This is a genomic window from Nocardia africana NBRC 100379 (genome assembly GCF_001612635.1).
Taxonomy (GTDB): Bacteria; Actinomycetota; Actinomycetes; order Mycobacteriales; family Mycobacteriaceae; genus Nocardia; species Nocardia africana.
The window spans coordinates 288,696-306,780 of sequence record NZ_BDAV01000001.1 but is presented as its reverse complement, the minus strand read 5'-3'; the positions used below and the strand labels follow the sequence as shown (position 1 = coordinate 306,780).

Annotated in this window: 18 protein-coding genes; 13 read left to right on the top strand and 5 right to left on the bottom strand. The window is 68.3% G+C overall.

All coding sequences use genetic code 11. From position 1 onward, the window contains the following. Positions 1-36: 36 nt before the first annotated feature. Positions 37-3,213 carry a nucleotide-binding protein gene (locus NA3_RS39180; protein WP_308189560.1) on the bottom strand — a complete coding sequence of 1,059 codons (3,177 nt, stop codon included), beginning with the start codon at positions 3,211-3,213 and terminating at the stop codon, positions 37-39. Positions 3,214-3,480: 267 nt separating this feature from the next. Between NA3_RS39180 and NA3_RS01460 the strand changes: the two genes are divergently transcribed. The 9 genes from NA3_RS01460 (at position 3,481) to truA (ending at position 9,929) form a co-directional block, all read left to right on the top strand. Beyond that, entirely contained in the window at positions 3,481-4,767 is a 1,287-nt protein-coding gene (locus NA3_RS01460) for an MFS transporter (protein ID WP_062961749.1), read from the top strand. Between the two features lie 257 nt (positions 4,768-5,024). Beyond that, on the top strand, positions 5,025-5,246 hold the full coding sequence (gene infA, locus NA3_RS01455; RefSeq protein WP_003886926.1) for a translation initiation factor IF-1: 222 nt from the start codon (positions 5,025-5,027) through the stop codon (positions 5,244-5,246). A 167-nt stretch (positions 5,247-5,413) separates the two neighbouring features. Continuing rightward, positions 5,414-5,527, top strand: coding sequence for a 50S ribosomal protein L36 (gene rpmJ, locus NA3_RS01450; protein ID WP_025347279.1), 114 nt, complete (start codon positions 5,414-5,416; stop codon positions 5,525-5,527). Positions 5,528-5,750: 223 nt separating this feature from the next. Next, positions 5,751-6,122, top strand: a complete 372-nt coding sequence (gene rpsM / locus NA3_RS01445) for a 30S ribosomal protein S13 (protein ID WP_030513443.1) — start codon at positions 5,751-5,753, stop codon at positions 6,120-6,122. Between the two features lie 9 nt (positions 6,123-6,131). Continuing rightward, a complete protein-coding gene (gene rpsK / locus NA3_RS01440) occupies positions 6,132-6,545 on the top strand; it encodes a 30S ribosomal protein S11 (protein ID WP_025347281.1) in 414 nt (137 codons plus the stop codon). A 20-nt stretch (positions 6,546-6,565) separates the two neighbouring features. Further along, a complete protein-coding gene (gene rpsD / locus NA3_RS01435; RefSeq protein ID WP_062961748.1) occupies positions 6,566-7,171 on the top strand; it encodes a 30S ribosomal protein S4 in 606 nt (201 codons plus the stop codon). A gap of 102 nt (positions 7,172-7,273) precedes the next feature. After that, positions 7,274-8,332, top strand: a complete 1,059-nt coding sequence (locus NA3_RS01430) for a DNA-directed RNA polymerase subunit alpha (RefSeq protein WP_030513445.1) — start codon at positions 7,274-7,276, stop codon at positions 8,330-8,332. 49 nt (positions 8,333-8,381) lie between these two features. Beyond that, entirely contained in the window at positions 8,382-8,921 is a 540-nt protein-coding gene (gene rplQ / locus NA3_RS01425; RefSeq protein ID WP_062961747.1) for a 50S ribosomal protein L17, read from the top strand. 105 nt (positions 8,922-9,026) lie between these two features. Then, on the top strand, positions 9,027-9,929 hold the full coding sequence (gene truA, locus NA3_RS01420) for a tRNA pseudouridine(38-40) synthase TruA (protein WP_062961746.1): 903 nt from the start codon (positions 9,027-9,029) through the stop codon (positions 9,927-9,929). Positions 9,930-10,145: 216 nt separating this feature from the next. Here truA and NA3_RS01415 read toward each other — a convergent pair whose 3' ends face one another. After that, on the bottom strand, positions 10,146-10,598 hold the full coding sequence (locus NA3_RS01415) for an Hsp20/alpha crystallin family protein (protein WP_062961817.1): 453 nt from the start codon (positions 10,596-10,598) through the stop codon (positions 10,146-10,148). A 167-nt stretch (positions 10,599-10,765) separates the two neighbouring features. On the opposite strand from NA3_RS01415, the gene NA3_RS01410 reads away from it, so the two are divergent. Beyond that, positions 10,766-11,611 carry an LLM class F420-dependent oxidoreductase gene (locus NA3_RS01410; protein ID WP_062961745.1) on the top strand — a complete coding sequence of 282 codons (846 nt, stop codon included), beginning with the start codon at positions 10,766-10,768 and terminating at the stop codon, positions 11,609-11,611. 75 nt (positions 11,612-11,686) lie between these two features. On the opposite strand, the gene NA3_RS01405 is transcribed toward NA3_RS01410, so the two are convergent. Further along, positions 11,687-12,037 carry a metal-sensitive transcriptional regulator gene (locus NA3_RS01405; RefSeq protein ID WP_062961816.1) on the bottom strand — a complete coding sequence of 117 codons (351 nt, stop codon included), beginning with the start codon at positions 12,035-12,037 and terminating at the stop codon, positions 11,687-11,689. Between the two features lie 132 nt (positions 12,038-12,169). Between NA3_RS01405 and NA3_RS01400 the strand changes: the two genes are divergently transcribed. Beyond that, positions 12,170-12,979: an S-methyl-5'-thioadenosine phosphorylase gene (locus NA3_RS01400; protein ID WP_062961744.1), complete on the top strand. Its 810-nt coding sequence runs from the start codon at positions 12,170-12,172 to the stop codon at positions 12,977-12,979. Positions 12,980-13,013: 34 nt separating this feature from the next. Here NA3_RS01400 and NA3_RS01395 read toward each other — a convergent pair whose 3' ends face one another. After that, positions 13,014-14,006: a GAF domain-containing protein gene (locus NA3_RS01395; RefSeq protein WP_062961743.1), complete on the bottom strand. Its 993-nt coding sequence runs from the start codon at positions 14,004-14,006 to the stop codon at positions 13,014-13,016. A gap of 160 nt (positions 14,007-14,166) precedes the next feature. Between NA3_RS01395 and NA3_RS01390 the strand changes: the two genes are divergently transcribed. After that, positions 14,167-14,727 (top strand): NADPH-dependent FMN reductase, encoded by a 561-nt coding sequence (locus tag NA3_RS01390; RefSeq protein ID WP_062961742.1) that lies wholly within the window; start codon positions 14,167-14,169, stop codon positions 14,725-14,727. Positions 14,728-14,777: 50 nt separating this feature from the next. Here the strand turns inward: NA3_RS01390 and eccE are convergent, their stop codons facing one another. Next, positions 14,778-16,454 (bottom strand): type VII secretion protein EccE, encoded by a 1,677-nt coding sequence (gene eccE, locus NA3_RS01385; protein WP_062961741.1) that lies wholly within the window; start codon positions 16,452-16,454, stop codon positions 14,778-14,780. A 113-nt stretch (positions 16,455-16,567) separates the two neighbouring features. Between eccE and eccB the strand changes: the two genes are divergently transcribed. Continuing rightward, on the top strand, positions 16,568-18,076 hold the full coding sequence (gene eccB / locus NA3_RS01380; RefSeq protein WP_062961740.1) for a type VII secretion protein EccB: 1,509 nt from the start codon (positions 16,568-16,570) through the stop codon (positions 18,074-18,076). Positions 18,077-18,085: the final 9 nt, after the last annotated feature.

Below are 18,085 nucleotides of genomic sequence, written 5' to 3'. Positions count from 1 at the left end.
GCGCTCGGTAACCGCAGTGCTCGGTAACCGCAGTGCTCAGTAACCGCCGAACCGCCGATGGTCGGTGGCGAAATCGTCGGCCACCGTGGCGGCCAGTTCCACCAGCGCACGCTTGGTGTTCTTGTGCAGCCGAGCCAGATCGATCTCGGCGCCCTCGGCCAGATGCGGGTCGTAGGGGATGACGTGCACGGCACGGCACCGGGCCAGGAAGTATTCGCGCAGATGCTGAATCGCCACGTTCGGTGACCCCTCGCGCGGCAGATTGATCACCACGACGGCATTGCGCACCAGGTGATCGTGTCCGTGCAGCGAGAGCCAGTCCAGCGTCGCCGCCGCGCTGCGGGCGCCGTCGATCGCCGACGACGAGATCAGCACCAGCGAATGCGCCAGATCCAGCACACCCGCCATCGCCGAATGCATGAGTCCGGTTCCGCAGTCGGTGAGGATGATGTTGTAGAACCGCTGCAGGACGCGCAGCACCTGGCGGTACTCGTCCTCGCTGAACGATTCCGACGCCGCCGGATCACGCTCGCTGGCCAGCACTTCCAACCGGCTGGTGGCCTGCGAGGTGTGCCGGCGCACGTCGCCGTAACTGCGAATCTGCTGATCCAGCAACAGATCCCGCACCGTCGACCGGGTCTGCAGCGGCACCCGCTGCGACAGTGTGCCGAAGTCCGGGTTGGCGTCGACGGCGATCACGCGGTCGCCACGGATGGAGGCGAAGATCGAGCCGATGCCCATGGTGGTGGTCGTCTTGCCGACGCCGCCCTTCAGGGACAGCGTGGCGATCCGGTAGTCACCGCGCACCGGCTGCCGAATGCGCGCCACCAGTTCCTGCAAGCGCCGCTCCTCCGCGGACATACCCGGATTGATGGCACCGCCCGACATGTGGTGCACCGCGCGCCGCCAGCCCGAGCCGGGGGCCTTCTTCGCCCGGCGCATCGGCACATCCTCCAGCGACGGCGTCACGCCGTTCGGTGGGTATTGCTGCGGCGGCCGGCCCTGCTGATACTGCGCCTGCTGCTGGTGGGCCTGCGGGTTGGGGGCCTGCTGATACTGCTGGGGCGAATTCGCCTGCGGTCCCGGCGTATACGGATTCGGCTGCGCGTACTGCTGCGGCTGGGAATACTGATCCGCCTGCCGTGCGGCCCACTGCTGTTCGGGGCCGGTCGCCGGTCCCGGGACCTGCGGCGCGCTGTGCCATTGAGCGTCCGGGGACGGCTGTGGGATCCGAGGCTGCGACACGCTCTGGGGGCCGGCGACCATCGTCGATTCGGAATTCGGCACCTGCGGCATCGGGCCGGAATGCGCTGTGTGCGTTCCGAAGTCCGGGACGGGCGGCTGCTGGTACGGCGATGCCTGGGGTGCGGCCCCGTACTGCGGGCCCGTGCCGTCGGGCGCCTGCGGCTGCGCTTCGGACTGGGGTGGCGCGGCATCCATCCCGTTCCACGCGATCGCGCCCGTGTCGGGGCCGTGGGGTGCGGAATGGTGCTGGGCGGCCACCGGTTCGGAGGCGAGCCGATGCCGTCCGCTCCACTGCTGACCGGCCGATTCGGCGCCACCGGTGCTCGCGTTGCCGGGGCCGTAGAATCCGACACCGCCGACCACCGACGACGCGCCCGAATCGCTTTCCGGCGCATGGGTTCCCACGGTCGGCGGGTGGAGATCCCGTGTACCGGACGCCGAATCGCCGCCGGCCGCGCCACCCTGCGGAACGGCGGCGTTGCCGGCTGCGAAGGCATCCCACGTGCCCGCGCCACCATGACCCGTATCGTCCGTTGCGACGGGGCGTTCCGTACCGGGGATATTCGAGAGGGCGGTCTCGCCGGGCGCACCCGAATCCGGTGTCGGCCCCTGCGCGACCGAAGCCTCGGCGGCGTCGTCGCGCCCGGGCGCGGAATCGGCCGGCATGGGCGACTGCTCCATTGTCCGGCCGAGCCAGGCGGGCGCCTCCTCCGTGCGGCCGGAAGTCCCGGCGCCCGCGGTCTCGGCGTGTGCACTCGCGTCCGGATTCGATCCGAGCCGGCCGCCCGGCGGAACGTCGGCAGGCAGAGGGGAAGCAATCCCGGCGGGAATTTCGGTCGGCGCGGGGCGGGCATCCGCGGACTGCTGCGGCAAGTCCGGTGCGGCTGCGGTCGCCACGGCCGCGGTGTCGTTCGATGCGGGCGGAAAGTGCTGTGCACCAGTGTTGTCCGGGCGTGACGACGTGTCCTCGTACCCTTCCGGCACGCCCAGTCGCGGCGGCGGTCCGGAACGGGTGGGGGGAGCCGGACTCGGCCACTCGGGCAGCGGCGGCGGAGTCGGGGCCGGGGCCGGCTGCTGGGGCGGTGGCGGCAGGTCTGGCCGCCGCGACACCCGTACGGTCATCTCCGCGTCCACGCCGTCGGCGGCCGGAAGGGGAGTGCTCGGCAGATGGTGTGGTGCAGGCGGAATCGGCGGGCGGGCGGGAGTCTGCGGTGGTGCGGAAGGAAACTCGCCGGACAGCGGTTCGGAGGGGAGGTGGCCCGGCGACTGATTCGGGGGTGGCGTGGTCGGTTCCGGGGGCACCGGTGTGGGATTCGGCTGTGCGATCCCGGGCGGGCGGCCGAAGTCGTGGCGGGTCGGCGCTGCGAAGGCGGACGAGGAATCCGCCGTCGGCGGCTCTGTGGGAAGGTGCGGCGTCTCCCGCGTCGGCGCGGGCGGCGTCGATGGCGACGAATTCCACGGCCCCGGCGGTTGTGTCGGGGGCTGCTGCATCGGTGGCTGCGGCTGTGCCGGCGGCTGCGCGAACTGATTCTGTTGCTGCGCACGGAAGTCGGCCGGGATCAAGCCCTGGGCGCCGTTCGGAGGGTAGCTCTCGGGCGTCTGCTGCCACGGCACCGGCTCGGCGCTCGGAGAACCGTTGCTGCGCAAGGACTCCGGTCCCGGCTGCGCATCACCGTGCGGCCCGGTGGTTCCGGGCGGCCCCCACGAGGGCGAGTGCTCACCGGCGGCCGGCTCGGCGTCGGCCTTGTCCTTGCGGCGGGATTTCCGCCACTTCCGGTCGGACTCCTTCTTGTCGGACTCCGCCCGGTCGTCGGATTTGCGGGAGAACAACCGTCGCGGCCCGCTGTCCTCCGGGATGTACTCCTCGTGCGGGAGGTTCTCGACCGGCGCTTCGTACCCCGTTTGCGTGACGTCGCTCTCCGACAGCCACGGGGGCAGCATCGGCAGATCGTTGTTGTTGCGACTCACGGCAGTACCTCACCGCGGTTCGTCGCCGGGGCCTCGCCGAGGATCGGGTTCGAGGGCGCTGCGTCCGTAATTCGCTCGCTGCGCACGCTCACGGGTGTCCCCCTGGGATCTGCTGGACCGATTTCCTGGACAGCCGGTAGTTTACGCGAGGGCTATCGGCCGTGACGGGCGTCCTACCCACAGCCGACAAGCCGGTCGGCCGACGCGCCGCGCCGCCTGCCGGCGGGTTCGGTTGCCCCTTATTTGCGAGGTCGGGAGCGTATCGAAATGGCAATCACCGCGGGCGATGATCCCCGCGCGGCCCGGTTGGACGAACTTCCCGTCCGGCCGGTCCATCGCACACTCGTCGCCCTCGTGGGCCTGGGCCTGTTCTTCGATCTCTACGAACTGTTCCTCGCCGGCACCATCACCGGCGTGCTCAGGCAGCAGCTCGCGCTGTCGACCTATCAGCTGAGCGGCATCCTCGCCTCGGCCTTCGTGGGCCAATTCCTCGGCGCCCTGGTCATCGGCCGGCTCTCCGACCTCTTCGGCCGCCGCCGGATGTTCATGATCAACATCGGGGTGTACGCCGGATTCACCCTGCTCGGCGCGTTCAGTCCCAACGTCTGGTTCCTGATGGCGACGAGGGTACTCGCCGGACTCGGGATCGGCGCCGAGATGACCGTCTCCGACACCTATCTGTCGGAGACGATGCCGCCGCAGGTCCGCGGCCGGATGATCGCCATCGCCTACACCATCGGATTCTGCGCGGTCCCGACCGTCGGATTCCTGGCCCGGTGGCTGGTTCCGCTGCAACCGTTCGGCACCGACGGCTGGCGCTGGCTGTTCGTCTTCGGCGGGCTCGGCGCCGCGCTGGTGTTCGTCGCCCGTCGCCACATGCCCGAGTCTCCGCGCTGGCAGGCCCAGCAGGATCAGGCCACGACCGGCCCGGCGGCTGCGAGCGGGCGGGCGAAGGTGGCGTTCGCCGACATTCTGCGCGGCGCCAATCGCGGCCGCACCCTGCTGTTCTCCGCGGTGATGATCCTGCAGGTGTTCGGCTACTACGGCTTCGGCACGCTGGCGGTGCTGGTGTTGCAGCACAAGGGGTTCACGGTGGTGAACTCGCTGGGCTATCTGACCGTCACGTATCTGGGCTATCCGCTGGGTTCGCTGCTGTCGATTCCGCTGATCGAGCGCACCGAGCGCAAGTATCTGGTGCTGGCGTCGGCCGCGCTGATGGCGGTGTTCGGCCTGGTCTTCGGATTCGCGACGAGCGTGCCGCTGATCCTGCTGTCGGGCGGCCTGTTCACCCTGGCCAGCAACATCTTCTCCAACGCCCTGCACACGTACCTGCCGGAATCGTTTCCCACGACCGTGCGCGGCACCGCCTCGGGTACGGCCTATTCCCTGTCGAAACTGAGCACCGCCGTCCAGCCGTTCGTGCTGCTCCCGCTGCTGGACAGCCACGGCCCCGGGGCGGTGTTCACGGTGATCACGGTCGCGCTGGTGCTGATGCTCGGACTGATCGGGGCGTGGGGCCCGCTGACCGGGCGCGGTCCGCTCGCCGACCACTGACCAAAGCGGCGCGAGCGGTGTGCAGGACCGCCACGAACGGGGCGAGGGGACCGCATTTGGCCGGATCGCGGGCGCGCGGGTAAGCTTGGTCGGCGGTGCACCTGCCCGACGTCTGTGCTCATGCGACTACGTGTCCGCATGGGGCTTACGAAGAGTATGGCACCGGGTCGACTGGAGTGCACCGGTAACTGCAGTGACAAGCTAGCCGAAGAGTTGAGACCACACAGGGTTTCAGCGTAAGCGGGATCGCGGAGGATATGGCGAAGAAGGACGGGGCCATCGAGGTCGAGGGTCGAGTTATCGAGCCACTGCCGAATGCGATGTTCCGCATCGAGCTGGAGAACGGTCACAAGGTTCTCGCGCACATCAGCGGCAAGATGCGTCAGCACTACATCCGCATCCTGCCCGAGGACCGTGTGGTCGTGGAGCTTTCTCCCTACGACCTGTCCCGCGGTCGCATCGTCTACCGCTACAAGTGAGTTTTCCGGGGAGCGATCCCCGGAGGGAGTTCGGGAGTCTCGGCTCCGGACTCTCGTGGCATTTCGGGGCTCTGGCCTCGGGATCTGCGACAAAAGACTTCCCCAGTCATACGACTGGGGAACACCTGTGTTCACACCCGTGTGAACCACAACCAGATTGGACGGACGTGAAGGTTCAGCCGAGCGTCAAGAAGATCTGCGAGAAGTGCAAGGTGATCCGCCGTAACGGCCGGGTCATGGTGATCTGCGACAACCTGCGTCACAAGCAGCGTCAGGGCTGACCTGGACTGCGCCCCGACGCAGGGGTTCACCAGCCAAGCACCGAACGCAGTTCGGATTGGCACAGAAAAGAAGACCTCCCAGCGCCAGTCGCCGTCGGCGAGCTCGCCGCCTCGGAAACGAGCGGAGAGCGGACGGACGACCTACCCCCGGAACGGAGGCCGGGGCCCCATTCGAGGGGACGGACAGGGAGCAGACCTCCGCAACAGTTAAGGAAGCTGCCACATGGCACGTCTGATGGGCGTCGATCTCCCGCGCGAGAAGCGCATGGAGATCGCGCTGACCTACATTTTCGGCATCGGTCGTACCCGCGCCAAGGAGATCCTGGACGCCACCGGCGTCAGCCCCGACCTGCGGTCGAAGGATCTCAGCGACGACGACGTCACCCGGTTGCGCGATTACATCGAGGCGTCGGAGTTCAAGGTCGAAGGTGACCTGCGCCGTGAGGTGCAGGCCGACATCCGCCGCAAGATCGAGATCGGCTGCTACCAGGGCATCCGCCACCGCCGCCACCTGCCGGTGCGCGGACAGCGGACCAAGACCAATGCGCGCACGCGCAAGGGTCCGAAGAAGACCGTCGCCGGCAAGAAGAAGTAGGGATAACCGATGCCTCCGAAGAGTCGGGCCTCCGGCCCCAAGAAGTCCCAGAAGGCGCGTCGCCGGGACAAGAAGAACGTTCCGCACGGCCACGCGCACATCAAGTCCACGTTCAACAACACGATCGTCTCGATCACCGACCCCGAGGGCAACGTGATCTCGTGGGCGTCGTCGGGCCACGTCGGCTTCAAGGGTTCGCGTAAGTCGACCCCGTTCGCCGCGCAGCTCGCCGCCGAGAACGCCGCCCGCAAGGCGCAGGAGAACGGCGTCAAGAAGGTCGACGTGTTCGTCAAGGGCCCGGGTTCGGGCCGTGAGACCGCGATCCGCTCGCTGCAGGCCGCCGGCCTCGAGGTGGGCACGATCTCCGACGTCACCCCGCAGCCGCACAACGGCTGCCGTCCGCCCAAGCGGCGTCGCGTCTAGCGGGAAAGGATTAGCGAAAAATGGCTCGTTATACAGGCCCCATCACCCGCAAGTCGCGTCGTCTGCGTGTCGACCTCGTCGGAGGCGACCAGGCGTTCGAGCGTCGTCCCTACCCGCCCGGCCAGCACGGCCGCGCGCGGATCAAGGAGAGCGAGTACCTGCTCCAGCTGCAGGAGAAGCAGAAGGCCCGCTTCACCTACGGCGTCATGGAGAAGCAGTTCCGCCGCTACTACGAAGAGGCGAACCGTCGCAAGGGTAAGACCGGCGACAACATGCTGCAGCTGCTCGAGTCGCGTCTGGACAACGTCGTGTACCGCGCCGGTCTGGCCCGGACCCGTCGCCAGGCCCGCCAGCTGGTCTCGCACGGGCACTTCCTGGTGAACAACCGCAAGGTGAACGTCCCCAGCTTCCAGGTCTCCCAGTACGACATCATCGATGTCAAGGAGAAGTCGCTGCCGACGCTGCCGTTCCAGGTCGCCCGTGAGACCCAGGGCGATCGCCCGATCCCGGGCTGGCTGCAGGTCGTTCCGAACCGGCTGCGGATCCTGGTCCACCAGCTTCCGGAACGCGCGCAGATCGATGTGCCGCTGAACGAACAGCTCATCGTCGAGTACTACTCGAAGTAAGCCGTTCGTGCTGCTGGTGGGTGAGCACCGTACCCGACGTGCTCATCCACACCCCAGTTCGTGGGCGTCAAATAGCGGGCGCCCCTGAAGGAGGAGATCCTCATGCTGATTTCACAGCGACCCACACTGGCCGAAGAGGTACTGGCCGAGAACCGCTCGAAGTTCACCATCGAACCCCTCGAGCCGGGCTTCGGTTACACCCTCGGCAATTCGCTGCGCCGTACCCTGCTGTCCTCGATTCCGGGGGCCGCGGTGACCAGCATCCGCATCGACGGCGTGCTGCACGAGTTCACCACCGTCCCGGGTGTGAAGGAAGACGTCACCGACATCATCCTGAACCTCAAGGGCCTGGTCGTGTCGTCCGAAGAGGACGAGCCGGTCACCATGTACGTGCGCAAGCAGGGCCCGGGCACCGTCACCGCCGGTGACATCGTTCCCCCGGCCGGTGTGACCGTGCACAACCCGGATATGCACATCGCCACCCTGAACGACAAGGGCAAGCTGGAGATCGAGCTCGTCGTCGAGCGCGGTCGCGGTTACGTCCCGGCCGTGCAGAACAAGGCCTCGGGTGCGGAAATCGGCCGGATCCCGGTGGATTCGATCTACTCGCCGGTGCTGAAGGTGACCTACAAGGTCGAGGCCACCCGTGTCGAGCAGCGCACCGACTTCGACCGGCTCATCCTGGACGTCGAGACCAAGAACTCGATCTCCCCGCGGGATGCGCTGGCGTCGGCCGGTAAGACCCTGGTCGAGCTGTTCGGCCTGGCGCGCGAGCTGAACGTGGAGGCCGAAGGTATCGAGATCGGGCCCAGCCCGGCCGAGGCGGACCACATCGCCTCGTTCGCGCTGCCGATCGAGGACCTGGACCTCACCGTGCGCTCGTACAACTGCCTCAAGCGCGAGGGTGTGCACACCGTCGGCGAGCTGGTTGCGCGGACCGAATCGGATCTGCTGGACATCCGCAACTTCGGCCAGAAGTCCATCGACGAGGTCAAGGTCAAGCTGCATTCGCTCGGCCTGTCGTTGAAGGACAGCCCGGCCTCCTTCGATCCGTCGAGCGTCGTCGGCTACGACGCCGCCACCGGAACCTGGAGTGACAGCGGCTCCTTCGGCGATGCAGACAACGGCGAGCAGGACTACGCCGAGACCGAACAGCTCTAGGCCTTCCGGGGTGGCAGCCCCGTTCGGCCTTTCCTAAGGAGAACAACCAATGCCCAAGCCCAAGAAGGGTGCTCGCTTCGGCGGGTCGGCGTCGCACCAGAAGGCGATCTTCGCCAATCTGGCCACGGCGCTCTTCGAGCACGGTCGGATCACGACCACCGAGGCCAAGGCCAAGGCGCTGCGCCCCTACGCCGAGAAGCTGGTCACCAAGGCCAAGGCCGGTTCGCTGGCCGACCGCCGCGAGGTGCTCAAGGTGATCCGCAACAAGGACGTGGTGCACGAACTCTTCGCGAACATCGGACCGTCGTTCGAGGGTCGCGAGGGTGGCTACACCCGGATCATCAAGACCGTGCCCCGCAAGGGTGACAACGCGCCGATGGCGATCATCGAGCTGGTCCGGGAGAAGACCGTGACCAACGAGGCCGATCGCGCTCGCCGGGTCGCCGCCCAGCAGGCCAAGACCGAGGCGGCCGAGGCCAAGGCCGAAGAGGCCACCGAGGCGAAGGCCGACGAGGCTGCTGAGGCGAAGGCCGACGAGGCCGCCGAGGCGGAGTCCACCGAGGCTCCCGCCGAGGACAAGGCGGAATGAGTTGGTCCCCGCCACGTGCGGGGACCTCTCGATCTGCGTCGGGAATTCACGAGTGAGCCCGCCGTCCCCTCCGGGTCGGCGGGCTTCGCTCATGTTAACCAGGAAATGGCTGTGACCATGCAGGATCCGGCAGCAACCTCGGTTGCGGTTCGAGTACGGCTCGATATCGCCTACGACGGCACCGATTTCACCGGCTGGGCCCGCCAGCCCGGCCTGCGGACCGTGCAGGGTGTGCTCGAAGAGTCGCTGAGCAAGGTCCTGCGCGAACCGATTCAGCTGACGGTGGCCGGCCGGACCGATGCCGGAGTCCACGCCGAGGGGCAGGTCGCGCATTTCGACACGACCGCGCTGCCCGACTGCGACAAGCTGCTGCACCGGCTGGCGCGGTTCCTGCCGAAGGATGTCCGGGTCACCGGAATCCGCCCGGCGCCATCGGAATTCGACGCCCGCTTCTCCGCGATCCGCCGCCACTACGCGTATCGGCTCACTACCGCGCCCTACGGGGCCCCGCCGCTGCTGGCCCGCAGCGTGGTCGCCTGCCGCCCCGGCGTCGATCTCGAGGCCATGCGCGAGGCGTCGCGAAAGCTGTTGGGGCTCCACGATTTCGCCGCCTTCTGCCGTCGGCGCGAAGGGGCGACGACGGTCCGCGAATTGCAGCGCTTCGATTGGGTCGCGACGCCGATCGGTGGTCCCGGCGTGGCCCGGGCCGGTTCCGAACGCGAAGCCGCCATGTTGACCGCCTATGTCAGCGCCGACGCGTTCTGCTGGTCCATGGTCCGCAGCTTGGTGGGTGCGGTGCTGGCGGTGGGGGAGGGGCGCCGCACGCCCGAATGGGCGGAAAGCCTTCTCGCGGAACGGGAGCGATCCAGCTCGGTCACCGTCGCCCCCGCCCACGGATTGAGTCTGATCGCCGTCGAGTACCCGGCGGATGCCGACCTCGCCGCCCGCAACGCCGAAACCCGGGAGATGCGTACGATCCCCGAGCCGGACGGCTGCTGCGGTAGCTGACGGCCCGCTACCTGCCCCGGACAGCCGACGGCCCCGCGGAGTCCGCGGGGCCGTACGAGTCGCTATTCGAGGGTTGTACGTCTCTCACCTCCTCCGCGCTGCGACGAACCTCGGTTCCGCCCGCGCCTCCGGCCACCGTGCACCGGTGAAGGGTGTTGTGCGGCTTGCACACTCAGCTGTTCGCCGATGGCGCGGGCACATCCCTCTCGCGGCCGGTCAGCTGCTCTCGGAGCGGCCGGCCTCGATGGTCTTCGGGCCCTGGCTCATGCCGCCGATCTCGATGCGCCGCGGCTTGGCCTTCTCGGCGATCGGCAGGGTCACCGACAGCACGCCGTCGTTGTAGGTGGCGCTGATGTTGTCGGTGTCGATGCCCTCACCGAGCGACAGCTGGCGCATGTAGGTTCCCGCGAATCGTTCCGACGCGATCCATTGCACATGCTCGTCACCGGGCAGGCTGCGCTGCGCCTTCAGCGTCAGGGTGCCGTTGTCCACGCTCACGTCGACCGAGCCGGGATCGACACCCGGGAGATCGGCGTTGAGGACGTAGTGGTCACCGGCCTTGAACAGATCCATCGGCATGAAACGTGGCGCGCGCGTGGTTCCGGCGGCATCTCCCAGGAGCTGCCGGGCGACGGTGTCGATGTCGTGGAACGGGTCGAACCTCAGCACAGGAATCACCTCCATATCCAGTGGTGACGCCCGCCTCGGCGGCGAGCGCCGTAAGCTGTCCGATGCCAAATTTAGCACTCGCTTGGGGAGAGTGCCAGATTGCGTGACCGGGATTTTTTTCGGTGCCGGGCGGAATAGTCGCCCGCGCAACGGAGTTCGCAACGACTATGACTGAGGCTGCGCGAACCAGGAATATCGGCACATTCGGCGTATGGCGGTACTACTCCGGTTTCGAACCGGGACAGGCTCGTGAGCTGGAGGGGCTCGGGTACAGCACGTTGTGGCTGGGCGGCTCGCCGCCGGCGGATCTGCCGGCCGTGGAGGCGCTGCTCGAGGAGACCGAGACGCTGACGGTCGGCACCAGCATCGTCAACATCTGGTCCGCGCCCGCCGAACAGGTGGCCGAGTCCTTCCATCGCATCGACCGCCGCTTTCCGGGCCGGTTCATCCTCGGCTTCGGCGCCGGACATCCCGAGCAGGATTCGGATTTCCGCAAGCCCTACGACGCGCTCGTCGACTATGTCGACGTCCTCGACGCCAACGGAGTCCCGAAACAGCAGCTCGCGCTGGCGGCGCTCGGACCGCGGGTGCTGAAGCTCGCCGCCGACCGCACCGCGGGAGCGCTGCCCTACCTCGTGACCGCCGAGCACACCCGGCGGGCGCGCGAAATCCTGGGTCCCGACGCGCTGCTCGTGCCCGAGCACAAGATCTCGTTCGACACCGACCCGGTCCAGGCCCGCCTGACCGCCCGCCCGCGCACGGAGTTCTACCTGAACCTGCGCAATTACGTGGCGAATCTGCGTCGGCTCGGCTTCGACGACGAGGACCTGACCCCGCCCGGCAGCGATCGGCTGATCGACGCGCTGGCGCTGCACGGCTCGGCCGACCAGATCGCCGACGCGCTGGTCGAACATCTGAAGGCGGGTGCCGATCAGGTCGCCATTCAGGTCACCGACGAGGACCACATCGGAGTGCTGCGCGCGCTGGCGCCGGCGCTGGCCGCGCGCGTCTGACCGTCGTTCTCGCGACCGCCGCACCACCTCCGATATCCGAGGCGGTGCGGCGGTCGTGCGAGATGCCGTCGCGGCTCAGGAGCGGACCAACCGCGCGATGGCGTCGGTGGCCTCCTTGATCTTCGCCTCGGCCTCGGGACCGCCCTGGACCGCGGCGTCGACCACACAGTGACTGATGTGGTCCTCGAGCAGGCCCATGGCCACCGCCTGCAAGGCCTTGGTCATGGCCGAAACCTGGGTGAGGATGTCGATGCAGTACTTCTCCTCTTCGACCATGCGCTGCAGGCCGCGCGCCTGCCCCTCGATCCGGCGCAGCCGCTTGAGGTAGTCGTCCTTGGCGGTGATGTAGCCGTGGGTGGCGTGGTCGTGCCCAGGCTGCGCGGCCGCCTCGGCGGTCCGAACCGTGTTGCTCTGATCCTCGGTCACCGACTGTTCCTCGCTCCTGCCCTGGTGGTTCATACCCCCCTAGGGTACATTATTCGGGGCGTACTGTCAGGGTAGCGGGCGCGAGGTGAGGCGGCGGGGGCCGCCGTCGCGGCGTACGCGAGAATTGCGGATATGAGTTCGGATCCCCGCCCCGCACTGGCCATCATCGGCGGTAGCGGCTTCTACGATTTCTTCGGCGACGATGCGACCACCCTCGAGGTCGAGACACCCTACGGTGAGCCGAGCGCGCCGATCACGGTCGGGGAGGTCGAGGGCCGCCAGGTCGCCTTCCTGCCACGGCACGGGCGCAAGCACGAGTACTCTCCGCACACCGTGCCGTATCAGGCCAATATGTGGGCCCTGCGCTCGATCGGCGTACGGCGGATCTTCGCGCCGTGTGCGGTGGGCAGCCTGCGCGCGGACTGGGGGCCGGGCACCGTGGCGGTCCCCGACCAGCTCGTGGACCGGACCTCCGGCCGCGCGCAGACCTACTTCGACAACGGCGGCATCCACGTCTCCTTCGCCGATCCGTACTGTGACGACCTGCGCGCGGTCGCGACGCGGGCGGCGGTGCCCGAACTGCCGATGCAGCCGGCCGCCACCATGGTCGTGGTGCAGGGCCCGCGCTTCTCCACCCGGGCCGAGAGCCGCTGGTTCGCCGGGCAGGGATGGGAACTGGTGAACATGACCGGATATCCGGAAGCCGTTCTCGCTCGCGAACTCGAAATGTGTTACGCGGCAATTGCTCTGGTGACCGACCTCGATGCCGGACTGGAGGCCGGAGAGGGTGTCAGCGCGGCCGCCGTCTTCGCCGAATTCGAGCGAAACCTGGTGCCGTTCAAGACTCTGGTGCGCCGCGCGGTCGCCGGTGTCGAGGGCATGGAGACCTGCGAACACTGCACGGTGCACGCCGGGGTGGCGCTGCCGTTCGAACTGCCCTGACGGACCGGCCCACGCCGGCGCACCGCATCGAACGCTAGGGAATGCCGGGTTCGCGCAGATCGATGCGGGCCAGCGCGAAGTGTGGTGCGCCGGTTCCGTCGGGACCGTGGGGTAGCGGGGAGACCTCCACGTCCACGGTGATCCAGCCTCCGGTCGTATCCGCCAGCCGGAGGTTCGGCAGCGTCCACGACGGCGCGCCCGCCCGGATCGCCGTGCGCGCGGCGATGATTCGCTCCCGGTCGCCGGGATGTGGCAGCGTGCGCTCGTCCGTGGCGCCGGACCAGTCCAGCCCCGGCACCGGCGCGCTGATCCACCGGATCACCCGGACCCGCTCGGTGTCGACCACCGCCAGATACATGCCGGGATTGCGGCTGACCAGCGTCTCGACCGTCGCCGCCTCGAACGACTTCGGCTGCGGTGCCACACTGTCGGTGACGTCGGCCAGAATGCCGCGCCACAGATAGGGATCGGCGGCCGAGTTGCGTGTCGCCATCATCAAGGTGCGCAGTCCCTCCGGCGTGCGCACGCAGATTTCGCCGCACCAGCGCGATCCGGGCGTCGCGCGCGCCACGATCGCGGCCAGATCCAGGGCATCGTCGAAACGTTCGACGTGTTCGAAGGATTCGGCTCCGATCCAGACGCTGCGCTTGCGGTCGAATGCCGGGCCCAGGCCCGCGGACCGCACCTCCGTGCGCCGGGTGCGCGCGTCGAGCAGATGGGTGGCGACCGGAGGCGGCGCGGGCGGGTCGCCGGGGCCCACCCACATCTGCACCCCGTGTACCCGATCGTCCGGCCCGGTCAGCGCGATCGCGCAGGCGCGATGGCCGGACCAGGCATGACGGGATTTCGGCAGCTGCCGCTCGACGGTCTCGCCGCTCGCGGCGGCGGCGGTGAGAATCGGCATCAACCGGGTGGGTACGGTGCGTGCCAACGACTTCCAGCGCCGCGGTGCGGTATCGACGGCGAGGACCGACCAGGTGGGCGGCACGTCCAGTGTTTCGATCAGCAACCAATGTCCGAGAATCACAAGTTTCGCCCCCTCCTGATCGATCTGCGGTGCCCCTGTCGGCCATAGCCGTCCGATATGGCGCACGACGATTTTCTCCCGGGGCACAGGGTATCGGTGCCGCCGGCACGGTCGGCGAGCAGGCCGTCGCTGCGGCGAGTGTGCCGACTAGGCTGACACCATGGACGATCCGCTGCGGTTGGAGGTCATCATCGCCAGTGTGCGGCCCGAGCGGTTCGCGCCCGTGGTGGCGGACTGGTTCCTCCGCACGGCCCGCGCCGACACCGGCCTCGACGTCGGGGTCATCGATCTGGCCCACACCCCCCTGCCCACCGACCTGACGACGACGCCGCAGGTCGAGGCGTTCCGTGAGCGGATCGGCGCCGCGGACGGATTCGTCGCGGTCACCTCCGAGTACAACCACGGCTATCCCGCCTCGCTCAAGACGGCGCTCGACAGCGCCAAGCGCGAGTGGCGGGCCAAGCCGATCGGCTTCGTCGGTTACGGCGGACTGTCGGGCGGGCTACGGGCTGTCGAGCAATTGCGCCAGGTCGTCGCGGAAATCCACATGGTCTCGATTCGCGAGACCGTGAGTTTCCACGAGGCCAAACGCAAATTCGACGCGGACGGCAACACCGCCGACGGTGCCGCCGTCGACGCCGCGCAGCGCCTGCTGCGGCAATGGGCTTGGTGGGCACGTCATCTGCGCACGGCGCGCAGAACCGACCCGTATCCGGGGTGAGCCGATCCGGGCGGCCGCGTCGACCGTGCTAAGGCCCCGGATCGCCGAAATTACCTGTGCGCCTGCGCGACTCGCTGCCGCGGATCCTGCTGCGGCATCGGGCGACGGCCGCGCGGGCTGCCGATGTAGGTCGTCTCCCGGGGAATCGAGACCAGCGTCAAATCGACCTGGGTGGTCCCGGTTCGCATCACCACGTGGTTGCCGATGGCGCCCGGCTGGTGGATCGACAGATCCGGGTTGGTGGCGGGCCAGCCCATCGGATCGCCGGTGACGTAGATGGTGGTCACACCGGCGTGCGGTGCGGGCGCGAGCACACCGTCGACCACGGCCGCGGTGAATCCGGCGTCGCTCTGATGGGTTTCCACCGCGATGGTGAGCCGCTCGGGGTTGCCGATCGTGGTGACCAGCTGTTCCCATGCGTGCGGGCGATCGGTGCGGATGAGGATGCGCTCGCCGACGGCCAGCGCGCGGAACACCAGCTGCTGCGCCAGATACAGCTCGCCGGCCACGTACACGGTCGAAATACCCTGTCCGACAAGGCGAACCGCGACACCGTTGCCGTCCTCGTCGGAGCCGATCAGCTGACCGCAGCCGGAGGAGGGCAGATGCAGGACGCCCACCACGTCGATCGGGTACTGGCTCATCGGGACGGTGTCGTCCAGGCCGGGAATGGCGATCGGCAGGTGGGCCAGCAGGCTCTGGCGATGCCGGCCGTTCAGCGACACCATGCCCTTGCGCTTGGTCTTCTCCGGCAGCTCGCGAGCGGTCAGTCGCCAGGCCGCGCCGATGTTCACCGTCTCGGGTGAACTACCCGGTCGCAGCCGGACCGCCACCGTGGTTCCCCGCGACGGCGCGACCCACAGCTGTGCCAGCAGATCCGAGCCCAGTTGCTTGGGATCCACCGCCGCGCCGATGTTCACGCTGTTGCCCAGTTCCGCGTAGCGCCATCGATGGGTGAGCGCCCGCGGGTCGACACCGGCGCTGATCTGCCAGACGGCCTTGCGGATCTCGGGCGCGGTGAGCACGCGCGACGCGCAGTCGGCATCCTCGAGCGCACGCACGATGCGCTGGGTGGCGATGGTGACCGCCCGGCCCGCGCCCTCCGTGCCGCCGCCGCGCCGGGCCGCGGCCTCCGGACAGGCCAGTGTGTCGAAACTGATTGCGAGCCAGACGGTTCGGTGCGCGGTCGCGGGCAGCGGACCGAGCAGCGATTCGTAGATCGGCCCCGCGGGCGTGCCGGAGCGGCTGCGGTGACCGTGGCTGATGATGTCGATACCGGACAGCAGGATGTCGTGCTGGCTCAGGCACTGTGCCAGTTCGGGCAGCGGCAGCAGATGCGACGCGTGCACGGTGTTGCGGTCGATCCGGGTCAGGCCGCCCTTGGGCGGCAGCACCTCGACGACGGCGACGACGCGGCTGCCCTCCCAGTACAGACCGAGTGAGCGGCCGTCCGGGCCGCGGAAATCGACGGTGTCACCGAGGTCGTAGTCCTGGCGGGTGACGTAGCGCCACGCGGTCGCGATCCACGACGCGATGGTGCGCTTGCCGATCGGGACGAGCAGCACCAGGCCGGCCACGATCGCCGCGCCCAGTGCGTACCAGCCGGGTACACCCACCGCGAGTACGACGACGCCGACGACCAGTCCCAGTAACTGTGCGGCCAGCAGATTCGGCAGCGAGATCCGTCCGAGGAGCGGGCGGCTGTTGGTGCCGCTGGATTCGGCCATCGTCGTCCCCCAAGTACCCGGTGTCGGCCGATTCTTCCATGGCCGAGCTGAACTTCAGTCCTGCTGAACTGTACTGTGTTGGGCGAACGCGAGCACTGTTCGGGGGAGGACTCATGCCTTCAAAGCCCACTACGCGCTGGCAGGTGAGCGGTTATCGCTTCCTGGTCAGGCGAATGGAGCACGCCCTGGTACGCCGGGACGTGCGGATGCTGCACGATCCGATGCGCTCGCAGTCGCGTGCCTATGCTGCCGGGCTGGTTCTGGGTGTCGTCGCGCTGGCCGGCTGTGGCGTGCTCGCGCTGCTGCGGCCGCAGGGGTCGATCGGCGACAACAAGATTCTGCTCGGCAAGGATTCCGGCGCGGTCTACGCCGTCATCGACGGTGTCGTGCACCCGTCGTTGAATCTGGCATCGGCGCGGCTAGCGGTCGGTGAACCCGCAAAAGCGGTGTCCATCAAGGAATCCGAGCTGTCGAAGAAGCCGCGGGGGGCGCTGATCGGCATTCCGGGCGCGCCGTCGTCGCTGAATTTCGACAGCAGCGGCAAGGGTCGCGCGTGGTCGATCTGCGACGAGCTGAAGAACGACGGCAGCCGCGAACTGACCACGACGGTGCTCGCCGGTGATCCGTCGCTGGGTTCCAAGGCGACCAAGCTGGATTCGGGGAAGGCGCTGCTGGTGCAGGGCCGCGACGCCGCCTATCTGATCTACGACAATCAGCGGGCCCGGGTCGACATGAACGATCCGAAAGTGACCGAGGCCCTGGGCATTCGGGGAATGACTCCGCGGCCGATCAGTGCCGGCCTGCTCAACGCGGTGCCCGAGGTGCTGCCGATCGTGCCGCCGAAGATCACCGACCCGGGTGGTACCCCGAGCTATCCGCTGGGCAACCACCGAATCGGTGATGTGGTGCATGTGGAGATCAAGGACCAGTCCTACGTGGTCCTGCGCGACGGCCTGCAGGCGATCTCGCCACTGACCGCCGACATCATTCGCAACTCCAATCCGACGGCTTCCGAGCATCCGGAGATCAGCCAGTTCGACAGCACCCAGGCGCCGGTGTCGACCGAACTTCCGGTGCAGCAATATCCGGCACAGCCGCCCACCATCGTGGACCCCAAGGATCAGCCGGTGGAATGCATGTCGTGGAAGCCGCTGTCCGGCGCGGCCGACAAGGCCGACGGCAGTAAGCGCGCGGAATTGGCTGTGCTGACCGGACATTCGCTGCCGATCCCGGACAGCGCGCAGACCACGCCGCTGGCCCAGGCCGACGGCTCCGGGCCGAACGTCGATGCCTTCTACTCCACGCCCGGCTCGGGATTCTTCGTCCAGACCACGGGTATCGAGGCCGACAGCCAGCGCCGTGACAGCATGTTCTTCGTCGCCGACACCGGTGTGCGCTACGGCATCAAGGACGCCGCGGCGCAGAAGGCACTGGGTATGGACGCCGACAAGGCCAAGCCCGAGCCGGCGCCGTATCAGATCGTCGGCCTGCTCGCCGCCGGTCCGACGCTCGGCCGCCAGGAGGCCATGGTGGCCCACGACGGCGTGGCGCCGGACCCGAATCCGGCCAAGCAGCTGGTGCGTTCCAAGCAGGACCAGTCGGCACAGCAACCGCAGAACTAGCCGGGCCGG